Annotated in this window: 25 protein-coding genes; 7 read left to right on the top strand and 18 right to left on the bottom strand. The window is 44.9% G+C overall.

The window, feature by feature from the left end:
• Positions 1 to 27 precede the first annotated feature (27 nt).
• The 17 genes from ABS362_RS05230 to ABS362_RS05150 form a co-directional block, all read right to left on the bottom strand.
• The gene (locus ABS362_RS05230) at positions 28 to 852 is read right to left on the bottom strand and encodes a carboxypeptidase-like regulatory domain-containing protein (protein ID WP_350411276.1); all 825 of its coding nucleotides are present in this window, start codon (positions 850 to 852) and stop codon (positions 28 to 30) included.
• Between the two features lie 327 nt (positions 853 to 1,179).
• Entirely contained in the window at positions 1,180 to 2,082 is a 903-nt protein-coding gene (locus ABS362_RS05225) for a DUF5996 family protein (protein WP_350411275.1), read from the bottom strand.
• 399 nt (positions 2,083 to 2,481) lie between these two features.
• Positions 2,482 to 2,952 carry a YehS family protein gene (locus ABS362_RS05220; protein WP_350411274.1) on the bottom strand — a complete coding sequence of 157 codons (471 nt, stop codon included), beginning with the start codon at positions 2,950 to 2,952 and terminating at the stop codon, positions 2,482 to 2,484.
• Between the two features lie 8 nt (positions 2,953 to 2,960).
• Positions 2,961 to 3,413, bottom strand: coding sequence for a GNAT family N-acetyltransferase (locus tag ABS362_RS05215; RefSeq protein ID WP_350411272.1), 453 nt, complete (start codon positions 3,411 to 3,413; stop codon positions 2,961 to 2,963).
• Positions 3,414 to 3,479: 66 nt separating this feature from the next.
• Positions 3,480 to 4,193 (bottom strand): endonuclease/exonuclease/phosphatase family protein, encoded by a 714-nt coding sequence (locus ABS362_RS05210; RefSeq protein WP_350411271.1) that lies wholly within the window; start codon positions 4,191 to 4,193, stop codon positions 3,480 to 3,482.
• A 56-nt stretch (positions 4,194 to 4,249) separates the two neighbouring features.
• Positions 4,250 to 5,080 (bottom strand): orotidine-5'-phosphate decarboxylase, encoded by an 831-nt coding sequence (pyrF, locus tag ABS362_RS05205; RefSeq protein WP_350411270.1) that lies wholly within the window; start codon positions 5,078 to 5,080, stop codon positions 4,250 to 4,252.
• A 342-nt stretch (positions 5,081 to 5,422) separates the two neighbouring features.
• Complete coding sequence (gene lolA1 / locus ABS362_RS05200; RefSeq protein ID WP_350411269.1) at positions 5,423 to 6,070, bottom strand: outer membrane lipoprotein periplasmic chaperone LolA1; 648 nt, start codon at positions 6,068 to 6,070, stop codon at positions 5,423 to 5,425.
• A 23-nt stretch (positions 6,071 to 6,093) separates the two neighbouring features.
• On the bottom strand, positions 6,094 to 8,718 hold the full coding sequence (locus ABS362_RS05195; protein WP_350411268.1) for an FtsK/SpoIIIE family DNA translocase: 2,625 nt from the start codon (positions 8,716 to 8,718) through the stop codon (positions 6,094 to 6,096).
• A gap of 77 nt (positions 8,719 to 8,795) precedes the next feature.
• Complete coding sequence (locus ABS362_RS05190) at positions 8,796 to 9,827, bottom strand: quinone-dependent dihydroorotate dehydrogenase (protein WP_350411266.1); 1,032 nt, start codon at positions 9,825 to 9,827, stop codon at positions 8,796 to 8,798.
• 498 nt (positions 9,828 to 10,325) lie between these two features.
• Positions 10,326 to 11,393: a M48 family metallopeptidase gene (locus ABS362_RS05185; protein ID WP_350411265.1), complete on the bottom strand. Its 1,068-nt coding sequence runs from the start codon at positions 11,391 to 11,393 to the stop codon at positions 10,326 to 10,328.
• Positions 11,394 to 11,396: 3 nt separating this feature from the next.
• On the bottom strand, positions 11,397 to 12,383 hold the full coding sequence (locus ABS362_RS05180; protein ID WP_350411264.1) for a YjgN family protein: 987 nt from the start codon (positions 12,381 to 12,383) through the stop codon (positions 11,397 to 11,399).
• 149 nt (positions 12,384 to 12,532) lie between these two features.
• Positions 12,533 to 13,111, bottom strand: coding sequence for a hypothetical protein (locus ABS362_RS05175; protein ID WP_350411263.1), 579 nt, complete (start codon positions 13,109 to 13,111; stop codon positions 12,533 to 12,535).
• Between the two features lie 18 nt (positions 13,112 to 13,129).
• On the bottom strand, positions 13,130 to 13,726 hold the full coding sequence (locus ABS362_RS05170; protein ID WP_350411262.1) for an LURP-one-related family protein: 597 nt from the start codon (positions 13,724 to 13,726) through the stop codon (positions 13,130 to 13,132).
• A gap of 25 nt (positions 13,727 to 13,751) precedes the next feature.
• Entirely contained in the window at positions 13,752 to 14,798 is a 1,047-nt protein-coding gene (locus ABS362_RS05165; RefSeq protein WP_350411261.1) for an alpha/beta fold hydrolase, read from the bottom strand.
• A gap of 121 nt (positions 14,799 to 14,919) precedes the next feature.
• Entirely contained in the window at positions 14,920 to 15,267 is a 348-nt protein-coding gene (locus ABS362_RS05160) for a DUF6970 domain-containing protein (RefSeq protein ID WP_350411260.1), read from the bottom strand.
• Positions 15,268 to 15,360: 93 nt separating this feature from the next.
• Positions 15,361 to 15,750 carry a hypothetical protein gene (locus ABS362_RS05155; protein WP_350411259.1) on the bottom strand — a complete coding sequence of 130 codons (390 nt, stop codon included), beginning with the start codon at positions 15,748 to 15,750 and terminating at the stop codon, positions 15,361 to 15,363.
• A 139-nt stretch (positions 15,751 to 15,889) separates the two neighbouring features.
• On the bottom strand, positions 15,890 to 17,431 hold the full coding sequence (locus ABS362_RS05150) for a hypothetical protein (RefSeq protein WP_350411258.1): 1,542 nt from the start codon (positions 17,429 to 17,431) through the stop codon (positions 15,890 to 15,892).
• Between the two features lie 217 nt (positions 17,432 to 17,648).
• On the opposite strand from ABS362_RS05150, the gene ABS362_RS05145 reads away from it, so the two are divergent.
• On the top strand, positions 17,649 to 18,368 hold the full coding sequence (locus ABS362_RS05145; protein ID WP_350411257.1) for a hypothetical protein: 720 nt from the start codon (positions 17,649 to 17,651) through the stop codon (positions 18,366 to 18,368).
• A 28-nt stretch (positions 18,369 to 18,396) separates the two neighbouring features.
• Positions 18,397 to 18,984 carry a hypothetical protein gene (locus ABS362_RS05140; protein ID WP_350411256.1) on the top strand — a complete coding sequence of 196 codons (588 nt, stop codon included), beginning with the start codon at positions 18,397 to 18,399 and terminating at the stop codon, positions 18,982 to 18,984.
• Positions 18,985 to 19,276: 292 nt separating this feature from the next.
• On the opposite strand, the gene xerD is transcribed toward ABS362_RS05140, so the two are convergent.
• Positions 19,277 to 20,176 carry a site-specific tyrosine recombinase XerD gene (gene xerD, locus ABS362_RS05135; protein WP_350411255.1) on the bottom strand — a complete coding sequence of 300 codons (900 nt, stop codon included), beginning with the start codon at positions 20,174 to 20,176 and terminating at the stop codon, positions 19,277 to 19,279.
• Between the two features lie 319 nt (positions 20,177 to 20,495).
• On the opposite strand from xerD, the gene aroQ reads away from it, so the two are divergent.
• The 5 genes from aroQ (at position 20,496) to ABS362_RS05110 (ending at position 24,113) form a co-directional block, all read left to right on the top strand.
• Entirely contained in the window at positions 20,496 to 20,945 is a 450-nt protein-coding gene (aroQ, locus tag ABS362_RS05130; protein ID WP_350411254.1) for a type II 3-dehydroquinate dehydratase, read from the top strand.
• Positions 20,946 to 21,034: 89 nt separating this feature from the next.
• Positions 21,035 to 22,099 carry an aminotransferase class V-fold PLP-dependent enzyme gene (locus ABS362_RS05125; RefSeq protein WP_350411253.1) on the top strand — a complete coding sequence of 355 codons (1,065 nt, stop codon included), beginning with the start codon at positions 21,035 to 21,037 and terminating at the stop codon, positions 22,097 to 22,099.
• A gap of 37 nt (positions 22,100 to 22,136) precedes the next feature.
• Entirely contained in the window at positions 22,137 to 22,703 is a 567-nt protein-coding gene (locus tag ABS362_RS05120; protein WP_350411252.1) for a MarC family protein, read from the top strand.
• 83 nt (positions 22,704 to 22,786) lie between these two features.
• On the top strand, positions 22,787 to 23,251 hold the full coding sequence (gene rnhA, locus ABS362_RS05115; protein WP_350411251.1) for a ribonuclease HI: 465 nt from the start codon (positions 22,787 to 22,789) through the stop codon (positions 23,249 to 23,251).
• Between the two features lie 145 nt (positions 23,252 to 23,396).
• On the top strand, positions 23,397 to 24,113 hold the full coding sequence (locus ABS362_RS05110) for a tRNA1(Val) (adenine(37)-N6)-methyltransferase (protein WP_350411250.1): 717 nt from the start codon (positions 23,397 to 23,399) through the stop codon (positions 24,111 to 24,113).
• Positions 24,114 to 24,308 lie beyond the last annotated feature (195 nt).

Below are 24,308 nucleotides of genomic sequence, written 5' to 3'. Positions count from 1 at the left end.
TATAGTTCAGAAAATGCAACCTACAGTTTATTGCCTGACAGTTACATAAGAAGCCAACCTTGCTCCTATGCCTTTTTCCCAGTCTCCCAAACTAACTTTCCGGGTAAAATAGCTCCCACCAAAAGCGGCCCCAAAGGCAAACAAATACTTCTCTTTATGACTTGGATCAGGCAGGTATTCAAACCCAATAAAAAAGTCTTCGGCGACGGTAATGTTATAGTCTTCTAAATCTATCGTTACCCAGCCTTCTTTCATAGGTAGTCTCTTAATAATACTTTTCTCCACAATTCGCTGCCCCGGCATACCATCCACATGCTCATAAAAGTTGATGCGCATGTTAGCAGAATCTATTTTATTGCTGCGCAGGTACAACGTAGCCGACAGAATGTCCGATGGCTTGTTGTTTAGGTTGATCAGTTTACCTAATTCCGAAATATCATTCGCATTTTGTGCCTGGGAGGTGCCGTAAATGAAGGGATTGCGTGAAGTGGTCCCGAACTTTCTGATCTTGGGCGCTTTGCTTTTTACTACCACTTCGCGCAAACTGGTAGTTTTTTCTGTCAGGTTAAATTCAGATAATCCACCGTCAACTATAGTTTTAACCGGAACCGACAGCTCGTTATAACCGACAGCCGAAAAAGTCAGCGTATCAATAAGGGAAGCATTCTGAAGGCTTAAAGTAAACGTACCGTCTATAGTTGCTGCCGTGCCAATACCTTTCTTTTTAATGCCGATGTTCACATACGGAATCGGCTCTTTGCCATGCAGCGCGGTGCCTTTTAAAACTATAGTCTGGCTGTGAGCTGCGAATGAAATAAGCAGAAAAGTGGCAGCAAGGATAAGTCTGGTCATAGGTGGTGTAGAGGGTTTTAATAGTAACGCTGATGGCTCATACTATAGTATAGTTGTTTCTGAATATTCAACGATTCCCTGAATTCTCTGTTTAAACCTAAGATCACACGCTCTTTCGGATTTGTAATCCGAAAATACTTACTGCGAGGATCTGCAATCCGACTTTATAAAGTTTGGCTAATGATGGTGCTTGTAACAAAAGTATGGAAGCGGATTACAAATCCTGATAACAACCTGCTTTCGGATTACAAATCCGAAAGAGCGCAGGCAGCCACGGGTTAGTTACCTGCTTTAACTATAAATATCAGGCTAGCAAAAATTATAGTATCAGGCCTCCAGTGTTTGCGTGTCCCAGTTGGCGTGTTTGGCGGCGGCCTCGTACGTGCTTCTCAAAAAATCCAGGAGCATCGCATCCGGGTTATCTGCACTCCGCACGGCTTCATAAGGCAGTATAAATTCGCCTAAGGTTTCATGGAAATAGGCTTCTGCAGGTTTTACGCTGGCTGTTCTGTATCCTTCAGGTTCGGGGTAGATGTAACTATAAAAGGCTGCTTCGGGGAGGGCTTCGTTGCCGGGCCAGAATCCAGCGCTACTCACTTCGTGCGAGTAGGCTTCCTGTGCCACCCAATCCGGCAGGTTTGGTACGCCACCCGGATGCTTGGGAGCAGTGCGCCCCGAAAACCGCGAAACAGCCAGGTCAAAACTTCCCCAGAAAAAATGTACCGGGCTACACTTGCCCCTGAACTCCGCCCGAAATTTCTGCATCACTTCCTGCGCCTTCAGCAAGGCCTGGTGCAAAGCGGTTACCTGTCCGGGGTTGTAAGTTTTATGGGTATTATCTTCGTCAAACGGGATAGGATTTTCCAGCTCACAGGGGACTTTATAGATCTCTACATCAATGCCCAGTTCGGCCAGTGCATGCATTATTTTCTTGTAAAACTCGGCAACCGATATATGTCCTAAAGCCAGCGTGCGGCTTTGCCCGGTGCTGGTTTTTATACTTACCTGGTGCTGCACCAGGTCCAGGTCTATCTGGAAATGCTGGTTTTGGCCTGAAAGGTCGCCGGTAGTTAACCCGGTTGGCGTTACGGAAAGCGTTACGTGCCACGAGTGGTTAACCCAGGGCTGCATTTTCAGCTTTATTTTGCCAAGTATCTGCGTCCAGAGGTGCAGCGTTTCCAGTGTGTCTTTTGATGTGTGGTAGTTAAGTTCAGGCCAGCCGGTTTTCATAGTCTGCTATAGTTAGTGGTGCATTTTACATTAACGATAGAAGTTATTTAAAGTGTAGAGAAACAGTATTTTAGATCAGGAAATGCTTTTGAGCAAAAAATACTCTTTCAGATTAGCAAAGCCGAAAGAACTTAGTTGGAATTCTATAGCACAATAGTTAGCGCCGTTGGTAAGCCTGTCCCTGTCGGGCCAGTTGAGTCAGGAGACTCAACTTCATAATCAGACACGAGTCCGGAGACTCGCGCCAGCAGAAAGAGTTAATTGTTAACTATAGAACTGTAATTGTAGCTATAACTTCAGCAGAAATTCACCTCTTGAGAGGGGCCAGGGGTGTTTTACTCCTTCCCCTGTTTTGGGAGTAAGGCCCCCTTTAAAGGGGAAGGTTGGGAAGGGGTTAACCTATTTCCCCGACTCCGGCCTATACTTAAGCTGCAGGCCGAGCAGGAAATTTCGCAGGATCTGGTCTTTTAGCGGGCGGTAATGCTGGTGGTCGGGTTTCCGAAAGAAAGCGCTGAGCTCAGATTTGCTTAAGCGGAATTTTACTTCGTCCAACACGCCCAGGATGTCTTCGTCTTTATAGTTCAGAGCAATCTTAAGCTTTCGCAGGATGATGTTGTTGTTCAGACTTTTTTCGGGCTTGGGTTGCTCACCTTCTTTTTTGCCGCGCTTCTCGTTTATAAAACCGTTCAGGAAAGCAGCCAGGTTAATATCTACCAGCTTCTGAAATTCTTCATGGTCTTCAGGCTTCATCCAGTCACTTATCTCGGCGCGTGTTACTTCTTTTCCACCAGAGGCAAACATGTCTATCATTCTATTGTCGCTGATATCGAATGTATAGCGCAGGCGGCGGAGTATATCGTTGTTGTTCATTTCTCTTCTTAAATCAGTTGTTTCTGCATACACACGCTGTTTTCAACGCCTGCATACTGCCCGTAGTTCGGAATTATGTTGTAGCCGTTGTTTTTATATAGTTCTATGGCATCGGCTTGTTTCATGCCAGTCTCTAAAACAGTTGAACTATAGTTCAGCTCCATTGCCCGGTCTTCTAAAGCAGTCAGTATCTTTTTGGCAATTCCCTGCCTTCTGAAATCCGGGTGCACGAACATGCGCTTTACTTCGGCTATAGTTGGGGTGTATGGTTTTATAGCACCACAACCAGCTGCCACGCCATCTTTATAAGCCACGATCACCTCTTTTATACTATTCACTTTATTGAACTGCGCATAAAAAGCATGATCGTCGCCATCTTTCTCTTTCAGGTCTTGGTCCAGTAAAACTACAAGGCTCCGGAAGTCGGGGTTATCGGAAGTGGTGCGGGTTAGGGTTAGCATTTAGAGGACACTGAATTTAACAAAAACTAAGCATTCGTAAAATATTTATGGTTGGCGCAACTTCTATTAGTCTACTGAAAATTCGCACAAAATTGGCATATGATCACTTATATTTAACCATCCATCAGCTTGTCCGACCTCAATATTCTTTAGTTTTTCAGAGAACTTTTGAGCACCAAAAACATAATCAATGTGATACGGTCTCTCAAGTTTTCGTTGGAAGTACAAAGTTGGGCTGGTTTCTTTGCCTTGTTGTTCACCTGTAAACTTGTGGTACAAACTTGTTATCCCAAGCTTTTCCAATTCATTTACAACATCTGAATGGTTCCACCATCTATCCCATTGGTCCCAGATTGCACTGCTATTAAAATCGCCTGCTACTATCGTTTTATTTAATTTATTTTTATTTACCTGTAAGTATTTCCATAACTGTCCAATGTAACCAAAATTGGGGGAGTTGTTAAAGTGAGTCCAAACCGCTAATAAGTCAAATTCATTATTTATAGAACAGGGCAAGAAATGCTTAACAGAATGATCCTGATATTGGTCAAGCCAATCTAACTTTTTCAACTTAATTTCTGGTTTAGCGAATATTGCTAATCCTTTGTTTTTTGTGTCTCCAATCCAAATATAGTTCTCTGCCCAATCTTTATATTTTTGGTGTTTAGCCTCTGCAGGATTCTCACATTCTTGTATAATGTATAGGTCTGCATTAAAGTCCAATATGTTTTCGAACTTATTCCTAAATGCGCCATTACAATTCCAAGTAACGATCTTCAATTTTTAGTCTTATTAATATAAGCCAATTTTACTCAAAAATAAATTTACAAACCTACCTACAAATGCTGCACGTACTGCTCCAGGTATTGCTCCATTTCGCGTTGTACTTCCTGTGCTGCTTCGCGGGCTTTTTCGGCGAAGTCGCGGCCGGATGAGGCGTAGATAATAGCGCGGGAAGAATTGACCAACAGGCCGCAACGCTGGTTCATGCCTAAACGCGAGATTTCTTCGAGGCTACCGCCCTGTGCGCCAACACCAGGCACCAGCAGGAAATGGTCCGGAACTATAGCACGAACGCGCTGCACATACTCAGCTTGCGTAGCGCCAACCACATACATTAACTGGCCGGCTGTGCCCCAGGTAGAACTTTCGCGCAGCACTTGTTCCCAAAGATACTCTTCGCTACCATCAGCCAGGCGCAGCATCTGGAAATCCTGACTGCCCGGGTTAGAGGTTAAAGCCAGCAAAATAACCCACTTGCCCCCCTGCACCAGGAACGGCTTCACCGAGTCAGAGCCCATGTAAGGCGCAACAGTAACAGAGTCGAAGTTCATGGTCTCGAAAAAGGCGCGGGCGTATAGTTCGGAGGTGTTGCCAATGTCGCCACGTTTGGCATCGGCTATGGTAAATATCTCCTGCGGTATGTGGTTTATAGTTCGTTCCAGGCTCACCCACCCTTTCGGCCCCTGCGCTTCATAAAATGCGATGTTTGGTTTATAGGCCACACACAGATCGGCAGTCGCATCTATAATCTGGCGGTTAAACTCAAAAACCGGGTCCTCAAAATCAAGCAGGTGCTCTGGCAACTTCTTTGGGTCAGTATCGAGGCCAACGCACAGGTATGATTTCTTTTGCAGGATCTGCTCGAATAGTTTTTCTCTTGTCATGGCGGTAGGTGGGTTAGGTCTGTACAAATGTAAGTGTTTAAGCTGTGGTGTAAAAACAGAACTATGAGGTTTATGATGGATGTGATTTTTTATGATTGTTTCTTAGAACCATAGTGATTCAGTCCTTTAAATTTCTGCAAAACCTCTTGTACTAAATCAAAGCTTATAGTTCAGACATAAAAAAAGACGCAAAATATTGCGTCTCTACTCTCATCACAAACCTTATAGTTTATAAACTCAACCAGGCTCTTGTCATAATACATCACACCCATCATAAACCTCATAGTCAAAAAAGGCTGCACCGTTTCCGGAGCAGCCTTTCTAATCATATCAGGTTAGGTATTATCTCAAATCTACTACCTGCACGCCTTTATACTTTGCTTTGTTAAAACTAAAAGTATCGGCAGCCAGAGTCGGGTTTGGCTGGAAATTTTTGATGGTATAGGTATAACGAATGCCGTTATTACGGAACATCTTCCAGCTTTTCAACGATTTGTCTTTCTGGTTGATGTACAGGCGCACTTTAAAGATCGGGTTATTGCGGTCTAGCGGTGCCATTTCAATTACATCATACGTCACGCCATCTGCTCCTTTTTCAGGGCCGGTATACGCATACTTGTAACCCTTCTTATACATATCAAATATCTTGCTCGGCGCCATAGCTTCCGCTTCCGGATCAGATTCTGTAATGGTTACTTCGTTCACGTCTTTCAGGTAGGTCCACATCAGTTTACCATCGCTGATGATCTCCTGGCCGCTTACAGCCAATCTATACTTTGGCCCGCTTACCAGTATATTTCCTTCTACAGTCTCTTTCGACTTTGCAGAGGTGCTTTCCATGGTTTGCGCAAACGTAGCTTTAAACGCTTTCATAGCTTTATACTTTGCGCTCATGGCGTTCAGTATTTTAGTTGCCTGCGGGTCTTGCTGCGCACTTGCTAGGTTCACAAACAGTACCATGGCAAACAGTAGGGCGAATATTCTTTTCATTTCAAAAGGTTCTAATTGTTAGCTTAACCCATGGTATTCAATAACTGTTCCAAACTGTATTCGTCTGGTATTAAAACTTCACGGGCCTTGCTACCTTCAAAAGAGCCAACTATACCTGCCGACTCCAGTTGGTCAATTAATCGGCCGGCACGGTTGTAGCCCAGTTTAAGGCGGCGCTGCAACAGCGAGGTACTTCCCTGCTGGTGCTGTACTATAATGCGGGCTGCTTCTTCAAACAACGGATCCCTGGAGCTTGGGTCAAAGTCAACTTTCTCAGCGCCGCTGTCATCCCCCACAAATTCAGGCAATAAATAAGCATCGCTGTAACCCTGCTGCTCACCAATATAATCGCAAATTCTGTCTACTTCCGGGGTATCCACAAACGCACACTGAATACGGATGATATCCGACCCGATAGAGAACAGCATGTCACCCTGACCGATCAGCTGATCCGCACCACCGGCATCAAGTATAGTTCTGGAATCTATTTTAGAGGTTACTTTAAATGAGATACGTGCCGGGAAGTTGGCTTTAATGATACCTGTAATTACGTTTACCGACGGGCGCTGCGTAGCCACAACCAGGTGAATACCAATGGCTCGGGCCAGCTGTGCCAGACGCGCGATCGGGGTTTCCACTTCTTTACCGGCAGTCATCATTAAGTCGGCCAACTCATCTATAACCAACACAATGAAAGGCATAAACTTGTGGCCCTTCTTCGGGTTCAGCCTACGCTCTACAAACTTGCGGTTATATTCTTTCAGGTTACGGCAGCCAGCATCTTTCAGCAGGTCGTAGCGCATATCCATTTCCATACACAGCGAGTTCAGCGTGTTTACTACCTTTTTGGTATCGGTAATGATGGCTTCTTCGCTATCCGGCAGCTTGGCTAAAAAGTGGCGCTCTATCTTATTGAAAAGCGACAATTCCACTTTCTTCGGATCGACCAGTACAAACTTTAGCTGCGATGGATGACGCTTGTAAAGCAGCGAGGTAAGTATAATATTAAGACCAACCGATTTACCCTGACCCGTAGCACCCGCCATCAGCAAGTGAGGCATTTTGGCTAAGTCGGTAATAAAAACTTCGTTGGTGATGGTCTTACCAAAAGCGATCGGCAGGTCCATATCGCTCTTCAGGAACTTCTCCGTCGAAAGTATAGATTTGATAGACACCATTTCTTTTTTGGTGTTCGGCACTTCTATACCTATTGTTCCCTTGCCCGGAATTGGGGCAATAATACGGATACCAAGAGCAGCTAAGCTTAGGGCAATATCATCTTCCAGGTTCTTGATCTTGGAGATACGCACACCTGCATCCGGTACAATTTCATATAGCGTTACAGTCGGGCCTATAGTTGCTTTAATGCTGGCGATACCAATGTTATAGTTGCCCAGCGTCTCTACGATCTTGTCTTTGTTGGCCTCCAGTTCTTCTTTGGTAACCGATACTTTGCTGGCACCATAGTCGGTCAGCAGGTCTATAGTTGGGTACTGGTAGCGGGCAAGGTCTAAGGTCGGGTCATAGTTTTCGATCGCATCACCGGTTTCTTCAACAGGAATAGCTTCGATCTGTAGGTTCAGGTCAGCTTCATCTTCGGCTGTGTCGAACTCCATTTCTGCATCCTCTTCTTCAAACAGGCTTTCGTCTTCAATGTCCAGTTCCAGGGTTGGAGCAGCTGCTTTTGGAGCTATAGGCGGAATAGAACGAAGCTCCATTTCCAAGGCCTGGTTTATGGCATCATCTTCGTCTTCATCGAAATATTCTTCTTCCTCTTCTTCCTCATCAAATTCCAGTGAAGCAGTTGGGTCGGCGTTATGGTTGATGTTACGAGGCGAGCCATGCAACACTTCGCCTATTGACGAAGCTGCTCTGCTATTTACAGTTGTATCGCCGCTTGTTTCGTCAGCAGTAGCTTTGCCCCAGGTAAGGCTCGTGATATCGAAGAAGAAAACCAGGAACACCAGAAACAAAAAGCCAAGTACCAACCCGGAGCCCCAGCCAATAAGTGAGGTCATCCAGATAGCAGTTTCGATACCGATGCCGCCACCTAAAAAGCCCAGTTGCTCTACAGCGCCGGCAGTATAAACAATGTAGCCCAGCGTTAAGCTCAGCCACAGCATACTGAAACTACACAGACCCAGTACATATGATAGCGAAATAGTTACGCGACTGAATACGATGCGGGCACCAGTAAAAAACACGACAGGAATAACGAAAAAAGCACCGATACCCAGCCACTTATAGATAAAGATATGCGAAAGCCAGGCACCAAACAGACCCAACCAGTTTTCGGCTTCCTGACCGCTTTCTTTCAGGCCGGTGCTATCTACTGCCTCTACAACACTCTGGTCGGCGTGGCCCGTGAAGATATAGGACACAAAGGCAATGACCATGCAGAAGGACAAGAGCAGGAAGAAAAAGCCAGCAAACAGCTTGAACCGCTTGTCCTGCAGGAAGCTTATTTTGAAGCTCGGTAACTTTATTTTTGGGAAAGAGAACTTAAAAGACTTCCCGGATTTCTGCTTTTGCTGCGAAGCCTGGCTCCTGGGCGTATTTGCTGCGGCACGCGGCTCATTACGGCCCCTAAATTCATTCGTAGCCCTGCTTCCGTTCTGCGCTTCGTTTCTGTACGTGTTCTTTGCCATACCCTTCGACTAATTAGAATTCCAAATTTACATTTTTTGGGTGGATTGCGAAGAGCAATTTCAACGGTTTTAAAAATTTATCTGGCCAGCAGTTTCTTGTTTATCCGGGTGATGAGTGAAGGGCCTTCGTAAATGAAACCAGTGTATAATTGCACCAGGTCAGCACCGGCGTCCAGTTTCTCCAACGCGTCTTCAGCAGTCATAATCCCGCCTACTCCAATGATCTTTATACTTTGCGGCAAGTGCTGACGCAGGTACCGGATAATTTCGGTAGAGCGCTTGGTTAACGGCTTACCGCTCAAGCCGCCAGCTCCAATTTCTTCTACTTTTTGGGATGATGCATGAAGTCCCTCGCGGCTTATAGTTGTGTTAGTCGCAATTATACCGCTTAGTTTTGCTTCAATGGCTATTTCAACAATGTCATTAAGTTGGGCTTCGTTCAGGTCAGGGGCAATTTTGAGCAGCAGCGGCTTTGGGTGCGGCATTTTGCTGTTCTCGTCCTGTAGGGCTAGTAATAGTTGCTGCAGCGGCTCTTTTTCCTGTAGCGCACGCAGTTCCGGGGTGTTGGGCGAGCTTACGTTTACCACGAAATAATCCACTACATCATACAGTGCCTTAAAGCAGTACAGGTAATCGTTCAGAGCTTCTTCGTTGGGCGTTATTTTGTTTTTACCGATGTTGCCGCCAACTATAACCTTGCTTTTGCGGTTGCGCAGTCGGGCTACAGCAGCATCTACGCCTTCGTTGTTAAAGCCCATGCGATTAATAATAGCCTGGTCTTCGGGTAGGCGGAACAATCGTGGCTTTGGGTTACCTTCCTGCCCTTTTGGTGTAAGTGTACCGATCTCGATAAAGCCAAAACCCAGGTTTACCAGTTCGTCAATCAGCTTCGCATCCTTATCAAAACCAGCTGCCAGCCCAACCGGGTTCGGAAACTTCAAGCCAAACAATTCACGTTCCAGCTTCGGGTTTTGCATCTGGAACATGCTGTTGCTTATACTTTTCGCAAACGGTAGCTTGTAAACAGTTTGCAGGGCATCGGTGGTCAGGTAATGAACTTTCTCAGGATCGAGTTTGAAAAGTAACGGACGAAGCAGGCTTTTATACACGGCAGCAGGGGTTTAGGGTTTGCTGCCCGCAAAGATAGGCAATACAGTTAGAAAGTTGGGAAGTTTGGAAGTTAGAAAGTTATTGGAGTTAAAGAGTTTGGGAGTTAGAGAATTGAGGAGTTAAATTATAGTTAACGAGGAGTAAGTTTAAGAAGCTGCACTCGCTCGCGTCCCGCGAGTGTGGGTTACAAGCGGACTCTGGCCGCGTAAGTTTATTTTAGAAGTGTAACTCCTTCGTTCTTACGGACATCCTTGTCCGCAAGCACTCTGCCGGGGATATCCTTATCCCCGTAGTACAGCTAACGCGGACGTCCGCAGCAAACTTGGTTTCGGACACAGAAATCCGAAACAGCACCAAACTATAGAATTACAAGGAAGTATAGCTTGCACAGCAACAGACCTAGCAGTTTGCACAGCTCCTGCTAGCGTCTATTCCTGTTACAAAGAAACACTAATGATTTCAGACGCTCGTAGGAGTTGCGCGCTACAAGGTCTACTTTACCTGTCTTTCAACTTGGCCCAGGCTGCTTCCAGTTCCGGGTTTGGCTCGGGTTTATAGTTTGTTTTGCGGATGTGGCTTTCAATATTTTTAATGCGGTCGCTGGTATTTGGGTGCGTGCTGATGAACTTCAGGAACTCCGGTTCGTCGGAATTTAATCGTTCCATTAGCCAGACCATACCTTTTGGGTTTAATTTATTTTGCACCAGCAACTCCAGCCCTGCTTTGTCGGAATCTGATTCGGCGGTGCGGCTATACTCCAGGCTATGCAGCGTGGAGGCGTTATCAACTATAACCGCTGCAATACCACTTACATCGCCAAAAAGTATGGATAGCAGCATGTAGTAAGACAAGCTTCGGGTTATGGCTTTGGTAGAATGGCGCATCTGCACATGGCCTATCTCGTGGCCCAGCAAACCAGCCAGTTCTTCGTGGCGCTCCATTTCATCAAGTATACCATCGTGCACTACTATAAATCCACCCGGCACGGCAAAAGCATTTACCATATCGTTTTTGACTACCGTAACCGTTATCGGGAAATCGGATTTCACTTCCAGCGCTGCCAAGTAATCTTGTATAGCCTCGGTTTTAGCAGAATCTATAGTTTGGTCCAGCATCATTTGCGCGTGTAACTGCTCTCCTAATGCTCGCTCATATTCCTCCGGGAAATGCGCTGCCGCTTTTTCGGCCAGTGCCGGTACACCCCACACAAACAAAACGATAGCCAGGGCCAGCAAACTAAGTCCGCCAGCCACTAAACCTGTGATACCGGTTTTAGCAAACGAGCTATAGCTTGACTTCAGAAATTCTGCATCCCCATATTGTTGTTCCAGCGCTTCTTTAAAACCCTGCTCAAACACAGAAATGCTCTGCCTCGGGAACGGGCCATACTCCAGGATAGTGTTGGCGTCGTTAAACTCCGATTTATGTATCTCAGAAAGATGCCAGATCTCGGTGCCGCTCTCGCCACCGGCCTGCCAGGCAACCCGGATGTAAGTGGGCTCGAGTGTAATGAAAGCGGGCATACCTTTGGAGGTACGCCCGTTGTAATATTTTCCTTCAAACATAGTTTATACTAATCCGATGTCCATCATGTCGGCCATGTCTTCAAAGGTAGCGTTTTTATAGTCTTCCTCGGTCTGTGCCAGCGCATCCGGGTTAAACTCTCCGATAATCTCGCAGTTGTTAACTATAGCTGCCATTGTACGGGTAACCACCCAGGCATAGCCAAGGCCAAGTGTAAAGATCATGATCAGCAGGTTACCAACAGCCAGTTTAAAGTATTGCCCACCCGTAAGCGACGAATCCAGACGGCTATACTTGCCATCCTGCTCAATTAAAATATTGTTGATATAGAAGTGGATCAGGTCTTTAGCCCACCAGAAAGAGTAAATACCAAGTGTAAAGATGGTTAGCAGGTAGCCTTTGATATTAAGAACAAACAATTCGCTGCCTTCGCCAATGTAGCTGAACTGCGCGTTACCGAAACGCATGTTCTTAAATACCTCTTTGCGCACATTTGTAGTAAACCAGGCACTATAAATACCAAACGTGATGATGGTCAGGAAAAGGTTTAGGTAGAATAACTTAAACATGCTGCCCAATGTGCCGCGGTAGCCCATGTGTATGCCTCGCCAGCTAGTACGCGATGTACGGTAACGCATCATGCCATGTATGGCTATAGGCACAAGCACTGAAAGACCAGCCAGAAAAATAAGTAAACAGATAAAGTAAGTACCCGGATCTGTCTGGGCTTGCAGCATCCCGTAAATTAATACACTATAAAGCACACCAAATATGCCAATGCCTTTTATAAAGCCGATAAACATCTCCTTCCCGGTGCCGTGGAACGTGAAGGGGCTGTCTGCCATTTCAGTTTTGCGATAAATGTATTGTAAGTTTTTGGCTTTGGCCCATGGGTAATAAAGGCCCAGTGTTACCAGCATCAGGGCGATGTTCACGATCTGGATGCTGAAAAGTTCGGAGCCCTGCCCTTTAAATGCTAATGTTGGTTGGGTAATGGTTGTTTCCTGTTCTGTGGTAGAAGTGTCCTGCATAAGGTTTGTTTTAGGTTGGTTGATAGATTAGTGAGAATACCAGGCACCTTATTTAAATGCAGAATATTCCTCCCTAAATATATATAACAACAGATGTATTTTCCAAATATAGGCGGGAGATTTATAGTTAAGTTGTTACTAAGTACCCATTAACCGAAAACCTGAACCAGGTACACGATTCCGAAAATCCAACCAATGTATAAGCAAGTATAGCCCAGCGAATAAAGTGCTGAAATACCTAAATTACCTTTTGTGACTGCAGCTTTACTGAAAACAAATTTAAGCGCCCTGAAGAACACCCAGTAAAGTATAGCCAGTATAATAAAAACAGAAACCCAAATTACTGCTTCGAGCAGGATAAGCAGTACTATAAAAGTCAGTGCAGCACCTAACCACAACAGTATTGCCACAAATATTCCCCCTTCATCGTCACCAATATCTGTTGCTGGCAGATCGGGCAAAGAGCCGGTAGTTGCAAGATAGTCTCCCCTTTTAAATTTCCGGAACTCCGGAAAGTTATCTACCAGGCCAACTCCGGTGTAAAGCCCAAATAGCATAAACAGGAACAAAGCCCCGGCTATAATGGATAGTGACAAGTATAGATTGGTAGTTAGCGACCTGTTAAAGTTTATGCCCGTCAGGTACACTGTAAGTATGGTAACGCTTACAACTACCAGCGAAACAATAAAAACAGATTTCCCTTTCAGGTAACTTCGGCTAGTGTTCATGTAGTTCTGGTGTTATAGTTACCCTCTGCGTCTTTCAAGCAGGATCATCATCATAAGGCCAAGTACCATGCGTTCTTCTTCGCCGGGCTGTAACTCACCAAATTTAGAAACCTTAAATCGTCTGCCGAAAAATGATTTTTGCTTTTCAAGCCTTGCCACCGGATCTCCGTTTGTTTTGCTGATCAGGTAAGACGGATTGAATAAGTACCCGGTGAACATACCAAGCACAGGAATTTCGCCCAGCAGTCCGTCAGCGACTTTTATCCAGCCGTTCTCTTCCTGTATCAGTAAATCCTGCTGCTTGTGTTCATCAAAAATCTCGTAGCGGGCTTTCCATAACGATGACCAACCTTTACGCGCCACGCTGCCTACCTGTGCCCCGACCTGGTTAGTGAAACTATAGGAAGCCGAAAAGTCGATCCATTTATTGGCGTTGATGGTGTATAGTTGCTCTGATCTGGCTTCGTCGCTGAAAACGTTTACTTCTTCTATAAACTTGAATAGCTTCTGCTTCACGTAATTAATGGTGCGGCCATTGGCATCCTGCACCGTAAAGTCGTTCGAGAAAGTAGAGATCTTAAAAGTAAGGGTAAGTGGAAACTGAATGTCTTGCATGTGTTAGGTGTGGGTGGAGTAGTTTTTATTTGTTTTTGTGATCTAATGACTTTTTCGCGATCTTATACTGAGCGTCAATTATAGCCTGGTTATGACCGTGTGCAGCACCTGGCACCAGCACAAACTCTTTCTTTGGAGCTTTCACCTGATCGTAATAAGCTTTGGCAAGTTCTTTTGGCGTCAGGATATCTTCTTCACCCTGAATAAAATATATCGGTATTTTATATTCCAAACCATCCTTCCTAAAATTAACCCCTGCTCCCATCGATTTGATACCCATGGCCTTAAAACCGGCAAAGTGAATAAAAGAATAATCATCGCCGTTGTACCTGTCCTGCGCGTCTTTTTCGTTATCGTACTCGCTTTTCAACTTCCACCAGTCAGCAGGCGCCGGTATTGAATTCGCTTTTTCATACTTCTTGATGATGCGCAGCAACTGGCCTTCTTTTTTGGCATTCTCGTAAGGTGGTGAACCTAATTGAGTTAAGACCCCAACAGACTCCTGATCGTTGGCATTCTCAGCCATTTTATAAACTGCTTTATAGGCATGGGCAAGTCCTTCTGAAAAGTTTACTACCTGGGAGTGGCCTATGTAAGCAGAAAAAAGATCAGGGCGGGCAAGTGCCATTTTAGCCCCTAATATAGACCCCCAGGAAGTACCTATAAGTATAATTTTTTGCTTCCCGAGGTGTTTTGTCAGGTACTCGGCGAGTACAATACCGTCTGCTGTCATTTGCTCGACAGTTAAAGGATTCTCTATCCAGTAATCTTCACTTACTTCTTCGGGAGCGTTCCGGCCAAAAGTTCTTCCTGCTCCTCTTTGGTCCCAGTTCACCAGCACAAAGTCTTTTTTCCAATAGCCATACATGGTATCATCGTAGGGGTTCATAGTGCTGCCGGGCCCTCCATGCAGAAACAAGACTACAGGTTTTGAGCTGTCCTCCCCACTAATAGTTACCCATTGCTCTATTCCACCAATTGAAAGAAATCTCTCCTCATTAATGGAATTAGTTTGAGCCGCTAACCGACCTGAAAACAGAGCAAGAACTATGATAAGTAAGAATTTATACATGATGGATTGTTAAAATTGGAACAGAGAATTTTGTGTTATGGGTAATGCGGTAAACTGATCTACAGAAACGTGCTTGGCTATAGTGCGTTTATGTACTATAGGTGTTGATGTGTGAGGTAATTTATGGCTTAATTCCAACTATACCTATATACTTTGCCTCTTCAAAAAAATCATTGCATCCCTTCTCATTTCCATTTCCACATAAAGTGTTGCCATTACAATCAGTAGGATTAATTGCCACGTCTGCACAATGGCTATCTAACACATAATATTGCTTGTTTTGATACTCATACAGACTCACAAAGAACTTACACCCCACCTCTTCACCTTTATAACTGACCATTCCATTTTGTTCCAGGTATGTATCCAAACAATCATCCATACATGTAACTTCTTCTTTTTTATCGCACCCCAAGCAGATGAAGAATAGGATGGTAAAAATGGAGAGGAAACTAATTCTGGTTTTCATAAGCACATCTACAGTATAGTACTGTTTAATTTCGTCGCATAATGTAATGGGATTTGCCGTGGCGTAGCCATGGTATAGGTGTGATGGAAGTAGTTATTTTACTTTTTTCATAACTGCTTCAACTTCAAAATCGAACTCTTTGATTGTCGTTAATACCTTGAAATTTTTACCATCAACTCCTATTACTTTATTATAAAGGGTATCAATTTTATACTCTGAAAACTCATCAACCCCTTTTATCATTTTCCTATTATACAGTATATAGGAGCAGTCGTCTCTCCATTTTATGTCGAATTCGAATATTGATCCTGTCCTTCCGACTCTTTCTATCTGTTTATTTTTTGTGCGTGTAATAATATGAGTGCTTCCATCCACGCTGTTTAGTTCAAATGTGCCTTTCTTAAAATCTTTACAATTATTTTCTTTTGCAAAGCAGAAAGAATAAAGAGACAACATAATAAGGGAAATGAGTTTTATGTTCATTTATCTTTTAATTACATACAACTATAGTGTACACTCCAACTACGCTCATCTAAATCATGTTTGGAACTACCACTTTTCAAATCCATAGCAACTATACCGGAGTATATACTTCAGCTAATATAGTATTTTCTTTCTGAACTTATACTTCCTGCCCTTCAACTATAGCATCTGCCCCACTGCCAAGTTCCAGCAGCATTTCGTAATAAGAGCGGGAATACATTTTTGATTTGAGCCAGGCATAAAAACTTATCTCCTGAATATCGGTGCGCTCGAAGGTAGTATAGGCAAGCTTTTCCTCAACGTGTTGCATAAAAGCCGGAGTAGTTACAGCCTGCGGGTTATCGATCAGGACCTTAATTAGATCCAGGAAGCGGTTTACATTACTATAAACGGGTTGTTGCAACAGGTCTTTAAACACGCGCTCTATACTTCTAATCTTGTTCAGAGTAAGGTCTATGTTGCCCAGTTCCAGTTGAATGATCATTTCGCCCAGGTTCTTTTTCAATATCCATTCGCGGCCCATTTTGCTCTCGCACCACTTATCCGAGCGCTTTATGCTCATCAAAACCCGGTTTGCCTTCCCGAACGCGCCCTGGGTAAAGTAACTGAAACTCAAGCCAAGCTGGGCGGTAAGCTGGTCTTTTGTGCTTAGTGTAAGTTTGGCTTTGTGCAGCAGGTGCTCCATCAGTTTTATAGCGTCGTCGTTGCGGTGCAGGAAGATCAGGTTTGCAACCAGCAGAAACGTATAACGCGGGTAAAAATGCGCGTAATGTCCTTTGCCATCGCCTTCCAGCCCTGCCTTTAGCTGCTCTAAATAATGCACCGACTCTGTGAATTTCTTGTTCCGGTACAGCACGTGCGCGATCATGTACAGCAGGCTCAGTTTATAGTATTGGTTGGCTTTCGAGAAACCATACTGCTGTTCTGTTTCGTGGTACTGCTTTATAATGTAAGGCTCAAAAGAAAGGAAATCCTTGCCGGCAAGTATAGCGCTCCGGGCAATAGACATTAGTTTATACAGCAAAGCCGGGCGTTTACTTACCGCTTCGGAAAGCCCGTATTCTTTCAGTACCTCCTGTATTATCCGGCCAAAATGCACATCGCTGCCCTGCTTCCGTACGTCGCGCAGCCTTTTGTTGATGATGCTGTTGGCAATGTTTGCACGCTCTTCTTCGTCGGCGCCCAGCTTGTTTTCGTTGCGTTTGCTGATGATCAGGTCCAGGTCGTCGGCAAACTCGTTTTCTGCTTTCTCAATCTGCAAATTATAGATCGTGTTCAATAAGTCGAACTGCTCGTTGGCTTGAGCCAGTTTCTCTGCTTTCCGCAGGTATGCCCACGCCAGTTTATCTAGCCGCACCTCGAACAGGTAACGCGCCAAAGCCAGCATTCCCATAATAGGCGCCGACGCCGTGGTATCTTCTGCCATGCGTTTCAGCAAAATAAAATCCGACAAGTGGCGCATCAATCGCTTGCGAAGGGCATAATACGCGACCGGGTTCGGGTCATTTTTATAAAGCCTTGCTATGATCTGATCCGATGTCAGCGGTTTTGGCAATTGCAGCAAATGCAGCAGTTCCAGGTCTTTGCGGAATGCCTTCTGTTTCTGTCGCTGTATAAAAGCAGCCAGTGCCTGTTTGTCTTCTTCGTCTAGTGTATCGAGGGTAGTTTTCAAATCATCCATTCCGCAAATTTTATAAACTATAAGCCGGCCTAATATTACAAATTAAAAGTCTGATTACAAACATGTAACTAACTATAAAACAATTATTTAAAAACTATAAAATAAATTTACAAAAGTCTGATTTTCTAAAGCATTGTTTTCTTCCTATATCTACGGGCTATACTTTTGATCCATCTTAAACACGAAAAAATAAAATATAAACCTCAAAAGTATAATCATGAAAAAGCTACTTTTTACCTGCCTTGCCTTATTTGTAGTAATAGCTTGCCAGGCCCAGGACATTTTAACCAAGCGCAACGGCGATGAGCTGCAAGTAAAGGTGCAGGAAATAACACTAACCGAAGTAAAATATAAGCGCTTCGACAACCTGGAAGGCCCGCTTATCTCTATCCTGAAATCGGAAGTGTTTATGATAAAGTATGAGAACGGCTCTAAAACAGTTATTACTGCAGAGCCGGCGCAACAGGCTACTACTCCTTCGCCAGGCTATTACCAACCAGAGCAGCAGCATTTAAAACTATCTGGTCCGCGCCTGGGTTTTACCGTTCTTAGCTCGCGCCTGGTCGATAATTTAGAAGAAGAGCACCAGGAAACTGTAAGCCCGTTCATTACCCAGTTCGGCTGGCAGTTCGAGACGCGCATTTTCACGCTGGAAAACGGAACATCTGGTTTGTTTGAGTTTGTGCCGTTGGTAGGTGGCCTGGAGCAAGGCAAATTTCTGCCAAGTTTAAGCGCCCTGGTTGGTATCCGTGGCCCCAAAGGAATGGAGTTTGGTGTTGGACCTAACGTTTCTGTAGCCGGTGCCGGGCTTGTGTTTGCGGCTGGCACCAACTTCCAGAGCCAGGGTATAAACTTCCCGGTGAATGTGGCCTTTGCCCCGTCTAAAGATGGCGCCCGGTTCAGTGTGCTATTCGGCTTTAACTCACGTCGCTACTAACTATAAACTATAGCTACAACTGAAAGTCATGAAAAAGCATCTACTCATCTTACTCTCTTGTTTGCTGGCACAGGTTGCCATGTCGCAGGATGTGATCGTTAAAATAAACGGCGAAGAGTTAAAAGCCAACGTGCAGGAGATTACCACCACCGATATCATTTACCTGTCTGCTGATACCACTGACACGTTGAACTATAGTTTGGCGAAGACTGAAGTATTTATGATACGCTTTGCCAACGGCACCAAAGAAGTTTTTACAGAGAATTTGCCTTCAGAAACAACTAATGAAACAACTATAGTTGATCCAGTAATGATGTACCAGAAAGGCCGTCAGGATGCCAGGCTACACTATAATGGCACCGGCGCTATGTTGGGTTCTGCTGCTACTGTTTTCCTGGCCGGTCCGGTCGGGCCTATCATAATAGGTGCTGTAAAACCCAGAGCCCGTTATAACAAGGCATTACCCGCTGCATCGTTGCAAGACCCCAACTATGTAAAAGGCTACGAAAAGCAGGCACACAACCGCAAAATAGGAAAAGCAGCAATAGGCTTTGGTGTAGGGACTGGTGTTGGTGTTTTGTACTTACTATTGAGTGTGATGAGTCCTGGGAAGTAGGGTTGTTAAACTATAGATCCTGAAGTTGTGTTGGCTTCGGGATTTATAGTTTGGAAGAAGAGTTTTATTGTGTTTGTATATATTGATCTGCTATCGTTACCCACCCCTGCCCCTCCCAAGAGGGGAATTTATGCAACTGATATAGTTAATTATACAGATTTATAGTTCGTTTTGGTCATTTCCCTGTCCCTTCCAAAAAGAGTACAGGATATTCGGCTTCTATCGGCGTTTTAGTAGCAAGAAAATCCCCCTCCTCGGAGGGGTTAGGGGTGGGTTCAAGTAAGCTAATCTCCTAACTCCTCGGATGGAAATCCTTAATAACCTGCTTCAGGTAATCTCTACCTAAGTGGGTATAGATCTCGGTGGTGGTGATGGATTCGTGGCCCAACATTTCCTGCACGGCTCGCAGGTCGGCGCCGCCTTCAATTAAATGTGTAGCAAACGAATGCCGGAATGTGTGTGGACTTACCTGTTTCTGTATTCCGGCCTTGGCAGCCAGGTCTTTAATGATCGTGAAAACCATAACGCGTGTAAGTCTGGCGCCACGGCGGTTAAGGAACACAATATCTTCGTGGCCTTTCTTTATTTTAAGATGGCAGCGCACACCTTCGCGGTATAGTTTAATATGTTTCAACGCATCGCGCCCAATTGGCACCAGTCTTTCCTTATCTCCTTTACCTGCCACTTTCAGGAAACCCATGTCCTCGTACAGGTTACTCAGTTTCAGGTCCAGCAACTCCGATACGCGCAGACCGGAACTATAAAGTGTTTCGAGCATGGCACGGTTACGTGTTCCTTCGGGTGTAGACAGGTCTATGGCAGCGAGCAGCTGCTCTATCTCATGAAAGTTAAGTGTATCGGGTAGTTTGCGGTCTAGTTTAGGAGCTTCTATGGTTTGGGTCGGGTCGGAGGTCATCATGTCTTCCATGATGAGAAACTTGTAATAAGCCCGGATGCCGGATAGCGTCCGCGCCTGCGAGTGCACCGTCATGCCCAGTTCGTTTACCCATTCCAGGAAATCACGGAGTATAGTTGGCGTTATATTTTCGGGGGCAACCTGTAATCCTTTCAGTTCCAGGAAATCGGTCAGCTTTCTAACATCACGCAAATACGCTTCCACGGAGTTACCCGACAACGACTTTTCAAGGCGCAGGTATTGCTCAAATTGCTTTACAGTTATGTTCCAGGTCATGGGGGGAGTTAGAAAGTTGGGAAGTTTGGAAGTTAGAAAGTTTAGGTGTTAGAGAGTTTAAAAGTTAGAAGGTTAAAAGGTTAGAAAGTTTGGAAGTTTTGTTCTGTAGAGACGCAATACCTTGTGTCTTTTACACTAGCAGAGCCAGCTTTTTAAACAATCAATTGAATCCTATCTATCTTTTAATTCTGAAAATCTTGATTCAGATAAATAACAATTTAACCATCCAACAATTAAACAATTTAATTAAAGCAAATATAGTTAATCCTTACCTTTGTGGCTTCCGTTTTATGCGGAAAACAAGCAACACCCAAACTCTATGAAAATACTGATCCTGAATGGCCCCAACCTGAATTTGCTGGGCATCCGTGAAAAAGCGGTTTATGGCTCCCGTTCGTTCGAAGATTATTTTGAAGAACTGAAAGAAGCGTTTCCGGCACTGGAGCTTACTTACTTCCAGAGCAATACCGAAGGCACATTAATTGATAAGCTGCACGAAGTTGGGTTTACTTACAAAGGGATCGTGTTTAATGCTGGGGCTTACACGCACACCTCGGTTGCCTTATCGGATGCCGTTAAGGCCATAGAAACACCCGTAGTGGAAGTACACATCTCCAACATTTACGCCCGCGAAGCTTTCCGTCACAAAAGCATGCTGGCCCCGTATTGCACCGGATCTATAGTTGGCTTTGGGCTGGAGAGTTACCGCATGGCGTTGCAGTATTTCGAACGACTAAAGCCTAAACAAATCGGTTTTGGCGCTAAATAAACTATAGCTCGACGCGTTAGCATTACGAACTGAACCTTTTTACTCTAAAAAAGTATAGTTTTTACACTATATTTTATTTATATTCCCGAATGATGCTCAATTTTTACCCAGGCCCATCTAAAATATACCCCGAAGTGCGCACCTACATGACAGATGCGTACGACGAAGGTATGTTGGGAACACCACACCGCGGAGAGCAGTTTGTACAGCTTTCGAGAGCCACGGTGGGCTTAATAAAACGCAAGCTCAACATCCCCGAAGATTATTATATTTTCTTTACATCCGGGGCTACGGAGTGCTGGGAGATCCTGATCCAGAGCCTGACAAAGCATAAAAGCTCCCATATTTACAACGGCTCTTTCGGGGAGAAATGGTTCGACTATGCCAAAAAGCTGCGTCCTAAATCAGAAGGCATCGCTTTTGACCTGAACGAGGCAATGCCAGTAGAGCAGTTAGAGATTAGCGCTGATACCGAACTGATCTGCTTTACACAGAACGAGACATCAAACGGTACTCAGGTTTCGGCCACAACTATACTTAATTTACACAACCGCTACCGCGATACCTTAATTGCTGTAGATGCTACCTCGTCTATGGCTGGCCTGAACCTTAAAATAATTAAGGCGGATATCTGGTTTGCATCGGTTCAGAAATGCTTTGGTTTGCCTCCCGGACTTGGTGTAATGGCCTGTTCGCCACGTGCTATTTTCAGGGCAAAGCAAATGGCCGAGCGCGGGCACTACAACAGCCTGGTAAGCATCTACGAAAAAATGCTGAATTACCAGACCACCCACACCCCAAACACGCTGGGTATTTACCTGTTGCGCCGCGTACTCGAAGACCGTCCGTTTATTAAAGGCATAGACCAGGAACTGATTGACCGCTCGACAGCCCTTTACGAATTCTTTGCCCAGTTTCAGGATATACAACTGCTGGTTGAGAATGAAGAAGTGCGCTCCCGTACGGTTATAGCTTTGCAAGCCAGCGAGCGCCTGGTAGATGATATCAAAAAAAGGGCGTTGCACCATAACATACGAATCGGCAATGGCTATGGCGCATGGCAGCGTAATACCTTCCGGATCGCCAACTTCCCGGCTATACTGGATGAAGAGTACGAAGAACTAAAACGCTTTTTCCTGCATTACTACGCCTAAAATCATACCTTTGCGCCAAAACCAACTATAAGCGCACATGGCTCTCTTTAACTTTAAGGAAATCATATCGGTAACGCTGATCCTGTTTGCTATCATCGATATTCTGGGCTCTATCCCGATCATCATAAACCTGCGTAAGCGCGAAGGTGTTATCCAGTCCGAAAAAGCCACGATCATTTCTGGTGTGCTGATGATCTCTTTCCTTTTTGTAGGTGATGGTATTTTAAAGCTGTTCGGTATCGATTTCGAGTCATTTGCGATGGCGGGTGCTATCATTATTTTCCTGATAGGCCTGGAGATGATCCTGGGCAAAGACTTTTTCCATACCGACCCTGAGATAAAAAGCGGCTCTATCGTTCCGCTGGCTTTCCCACTTATAGTTGGCGCCGGCACCATGACTACGCTACTTTCGCTTCGTGCTGCTTATTCGGTTCCCAACATCCTGGTAGGTATTATCCTGAACCTGATGTTTGTGTACATTGTACTGAAAGCTTCAGGCTGGATAGAACAGAAACTGGGCAAGGCAGGCGCCGACGTACTTCGAAAAGTATTCGGGGTTATCCTGCTGGCCATCGCCATAAAACTGTTTAAAACGAATTTGTAAAGGTTGAATTGCTGAATGGTTAAATGGTTGTTTTCACAATTGCAGATCAACCATTTAACAATGCAGCAATATAACAATTAACTATGATCGAATTATTTACGGATGGTGCTTCGCGCGGAAACCCTGGCCCGGGTGGTTATGGTGTGTTACTGCGCTGGGGGCCACATGTTAAAGAACTTACCGCCGGCTTCAGGAAAACCACCAATAACCGTATGGAGTTACTGGCTGTTATAGTTGGCCTTGAAGCTATTACCAAACCGGGCATTCCGATTACTGTGTATTCCGACTCGAAGTATGTGGTAGATGCCGTGGAAAAACGCTGGGTATTTGGCTGGCAGAAAAAAGGCTTTGCCGGTAAAGCCAACGGAGACCTTTGGGCCCGTTTCCTGCGTGTGTATGCCAAACATAATGTAAAATTTGTCTGGATACGTGGCCACGCCGGCCACCCCGAAAACGAACGCTGCGACGAACTGGCCGTTGCCAGCGCCCTACAACCAAACCTGCCTGCCGACGAAGGCTTTGAATCTGGAATGTTTAATTCTAAATAATGAATAATCAGGAATGATTAATTACTAATGTCATCTCGACGATAGGAGAGATCTATCTTGAATCTGAAAAAGATTTCTCGCTTAGGCTCGAAATGACAATCATGACATCCATTACTCATTATTCATTAATAACTGATCATTAAAATTGGCGAACTCCTATTTCCAATTCAAACAGTTCCGGGTAGAACAGGACAAGTGCGCCATGAAAGTGTGTACTGATTCCTGTTTATTTGGGGCTGTAATTGATGTAAGTAAGGCTGGTCGGGTTTTAGATATCGGTACCGGTACGGGTTTGCTCTCGCTGATGGTAGCGCAACGAACAGATGCAACTATAGATGCCGTTGAAATTAACCCGGAAGCAGCGGCACAGGCTGAAGAGAATTTAGCATTAAGCCCCTGGGCAGACAGGCTAAACCTGCACCCGGTAAGCCTGCAGGAATTCGCGAAGGATAATCAGCAGAGCTACGATGTCATCCTTTCCAACCCACCGTTTTTCCTGGCATCATTAAAGTCCGGTAATGCCGCCAAGGACAGTGCCAAACACACCGGCGATCTTTTCTTTGAAGACATCCTGACTTTTACCCAAAAGCATTTAACTGCTGAAGGCAAACTATACATTCTGCTCCCACCCACCGAAGCCCGGCATTTTGCAGAATTGGCAACGGATCATCAACTATACCTGGAACAAACTATAGAAGTATACACCTACATCAACGGCCAGTGCATCCGTCATATCCAGACCTATAGTTTCATAAAGCCCGCTACTTCAACTATAAGCCAGATCCACATCCGGGAAGCTGATAAAGTGACTTATACTTTTAAGTTTTCAGAATTGCTACGGGAGTATTATCTGCATTTATAGTTTTATAGTGAGAGAATCAACTCTTACCTACTAAAAAGAATTGTCCCCTTGAGGGGACCGTTGGGGTGTAAAGCTACGGAGCTTATCGTTTCTATTAGCCAAGTCAAGTAAATCAGCTGGAGTAAACACCCCTATAGTCCCCTCAAGGGGACAATTCCCCGAACATGCCGCAAGTTTAGCGATAGCGCAACTTGT

This window comes from Pontibacter populi, assembly GCF_040278685.1.
GTDB classification, from domain to species: Bacteria; Bacteroidota; Bacteroidia; order Cytophagales; family Hymenobacteraceae; genus Pontibacter; species Pontibacter populi.
This window is presented reverse-complemented; position numbering and strand designations above follow the sequence as displayed.

Excerpts from the sequence above, each read along its gene's own strand:
- ABS362_RS05140 (WP_350411256.1), top strand. The coding sequence starts at position 18,397 with ATGAAAAAGCATCTACTCATCTTACTCTCTTGTTTGCTGGCACAGGTT.
- ABS362_RS05150 (WP_350411258.1), bottom strand. The coding sequence starts at position 17,431 with ATGGATGATTTGAAAACTACCCTCGATACACTAGACGAAGAAGACAAA.
- ABS362_RS05215 (WP_350411272.1), bottom strand. The coding sequence starts at position 3,413 with ATGCTAACCCTAACCCGCACCACTTCCGATAACCCCGACTTCCGGAGC.
- ABS362_RS05170 (WP_350411262.1), bottom strand. The coding sequence starts at position 13,726 with ATGCAAGACATTCAGTTTCCACTTACCCTTACTTTTAAGATCTCTACT.
- ABS362_RS05120 (WP_350411252.1), top strand. The coding sequence starts at position 22,137 with ATGGCTCTCTTTAACTTTAAGGAAATCATATCGGTAACGCTGATCCTG.
- ABS362_RS05165 (WP_350411261.1), bottom strand. The coding sequence starts at position 14,798 with ATGTATAAATTCTTACTTATCATAGTTCTTGCTCTGTTTTCAGGTCGG.
- ABS362_RS05185 (WP_350411265.1), bottom strand. The coding sequence starts at position 11,393 with ATGTTTGAAGGAAAATATTACAACGGGCGTACCTCCAAAGGTATGCCC.
- ABS362_RS05195 (WP_350411268.1), bottom strand. The coding sequence starts at position 8,718 with ATGGCAAAGAACACGTACAGAAACGAAGCGCAGAACGGAAGCAGGGCT.
- aroQ (WP_350411254.1), top strand. The coding sequence starts at position 20,496 with ATGAAAATACTGATCCTGAATGGCCCCAACCTGAATTTGCTGGGCATC.
- ABS362_RS05125 (WP_350411253.1), top strand. The coding sequence starts at position 21,035 with ATGATGCTCAATTTTTACCCAGGCCCATCTAAAATATACCCCGAAGTG.
- ABS362_RS05180 (WP_350411264.1), bottom strand. The coding sequence starts at position 12,383 with ATGCAGGACACTTCTACCACAGAACAGGAAACAACCATTACCCAACCA.
- ABS362_RS05225 (WP_350411275.1), bottom strand. The coding sequence starts at position 2,082 with ATGAAAACCGGCTGGCCTGAACTTAACTACCACACATCAAAAGACACA.
- lolA1 (WP_350411269.1), bottom strand. The coding sequence starts at position 6,070 with ATGAAAAGAATATTCGCCCTACTGTTTGCCATGGTACTGTTTGTGAAC.
- pyrF (WP_350411270.1), bottom strand. The coding sequence starts at position 5,080 with ATGACAAGAGAAAAACTATTCGAGCAGATCCTGCAAAAGAAATCATAC.
- ABS362_RS05145 (WP_350411257.1), top strand. The coding sequence starts at position 17,649 with ATGAAAAAGCTACTTTTTACCTGCCTTGCCTTATTTGTAGTAATAGCT.
- ABS362_RS05155 (WP_350411259.1), bottom strand. The coding sequence starts at position 15,750 with ATGAACATAAAACTCATTTCCCTTATTATGTTGTCTCTTTATTCTTTC.
- ABS362_RS05220 (WP_350411274.1), bottom strand. The coding sequence starts at position 2,952 with ATGAACAACAACGATATACTCCGCCGCCTGCGCTATACATTCGATATC.
- ABS362_RS05175 (WP_350411263.1), bottom strand. The coding sequence starts at position 13,111 with ATGAACACTAGCCGAAGTTACCTGAAAGGGAAATCTGTTTTTATTGTT.
- ABS362_RS05160 (WP_350411260.1), bottom strand. The coding sequence starts at position 15,267 with ATGAAAACCAGAATTAGTTTCCTCTCCATTTTTACCATCCTATTCTTC.
- rnhA (WP_350411251.1), top strand. The coding sequence starts at position 22,787 with ATGATCGAATTATTTACGGATGGTGCTTCGCGCGGAAACCCTGGCCCG.
- ABS362_RS05230 (WP_350411276.1), bottom strand. The coding sequence starts at position 852 with ATGACCAGACTTATCCTTGCTGCCACTTTTCTGCTTATTTCATTCGCA.
- xerD (WP_350411255.1), bottom strand. The coding sequence starts at position 20,176 with ATGACCTGGAACATAACTGTAAAGCAATTTGAGCAATACCTGCGCCTT.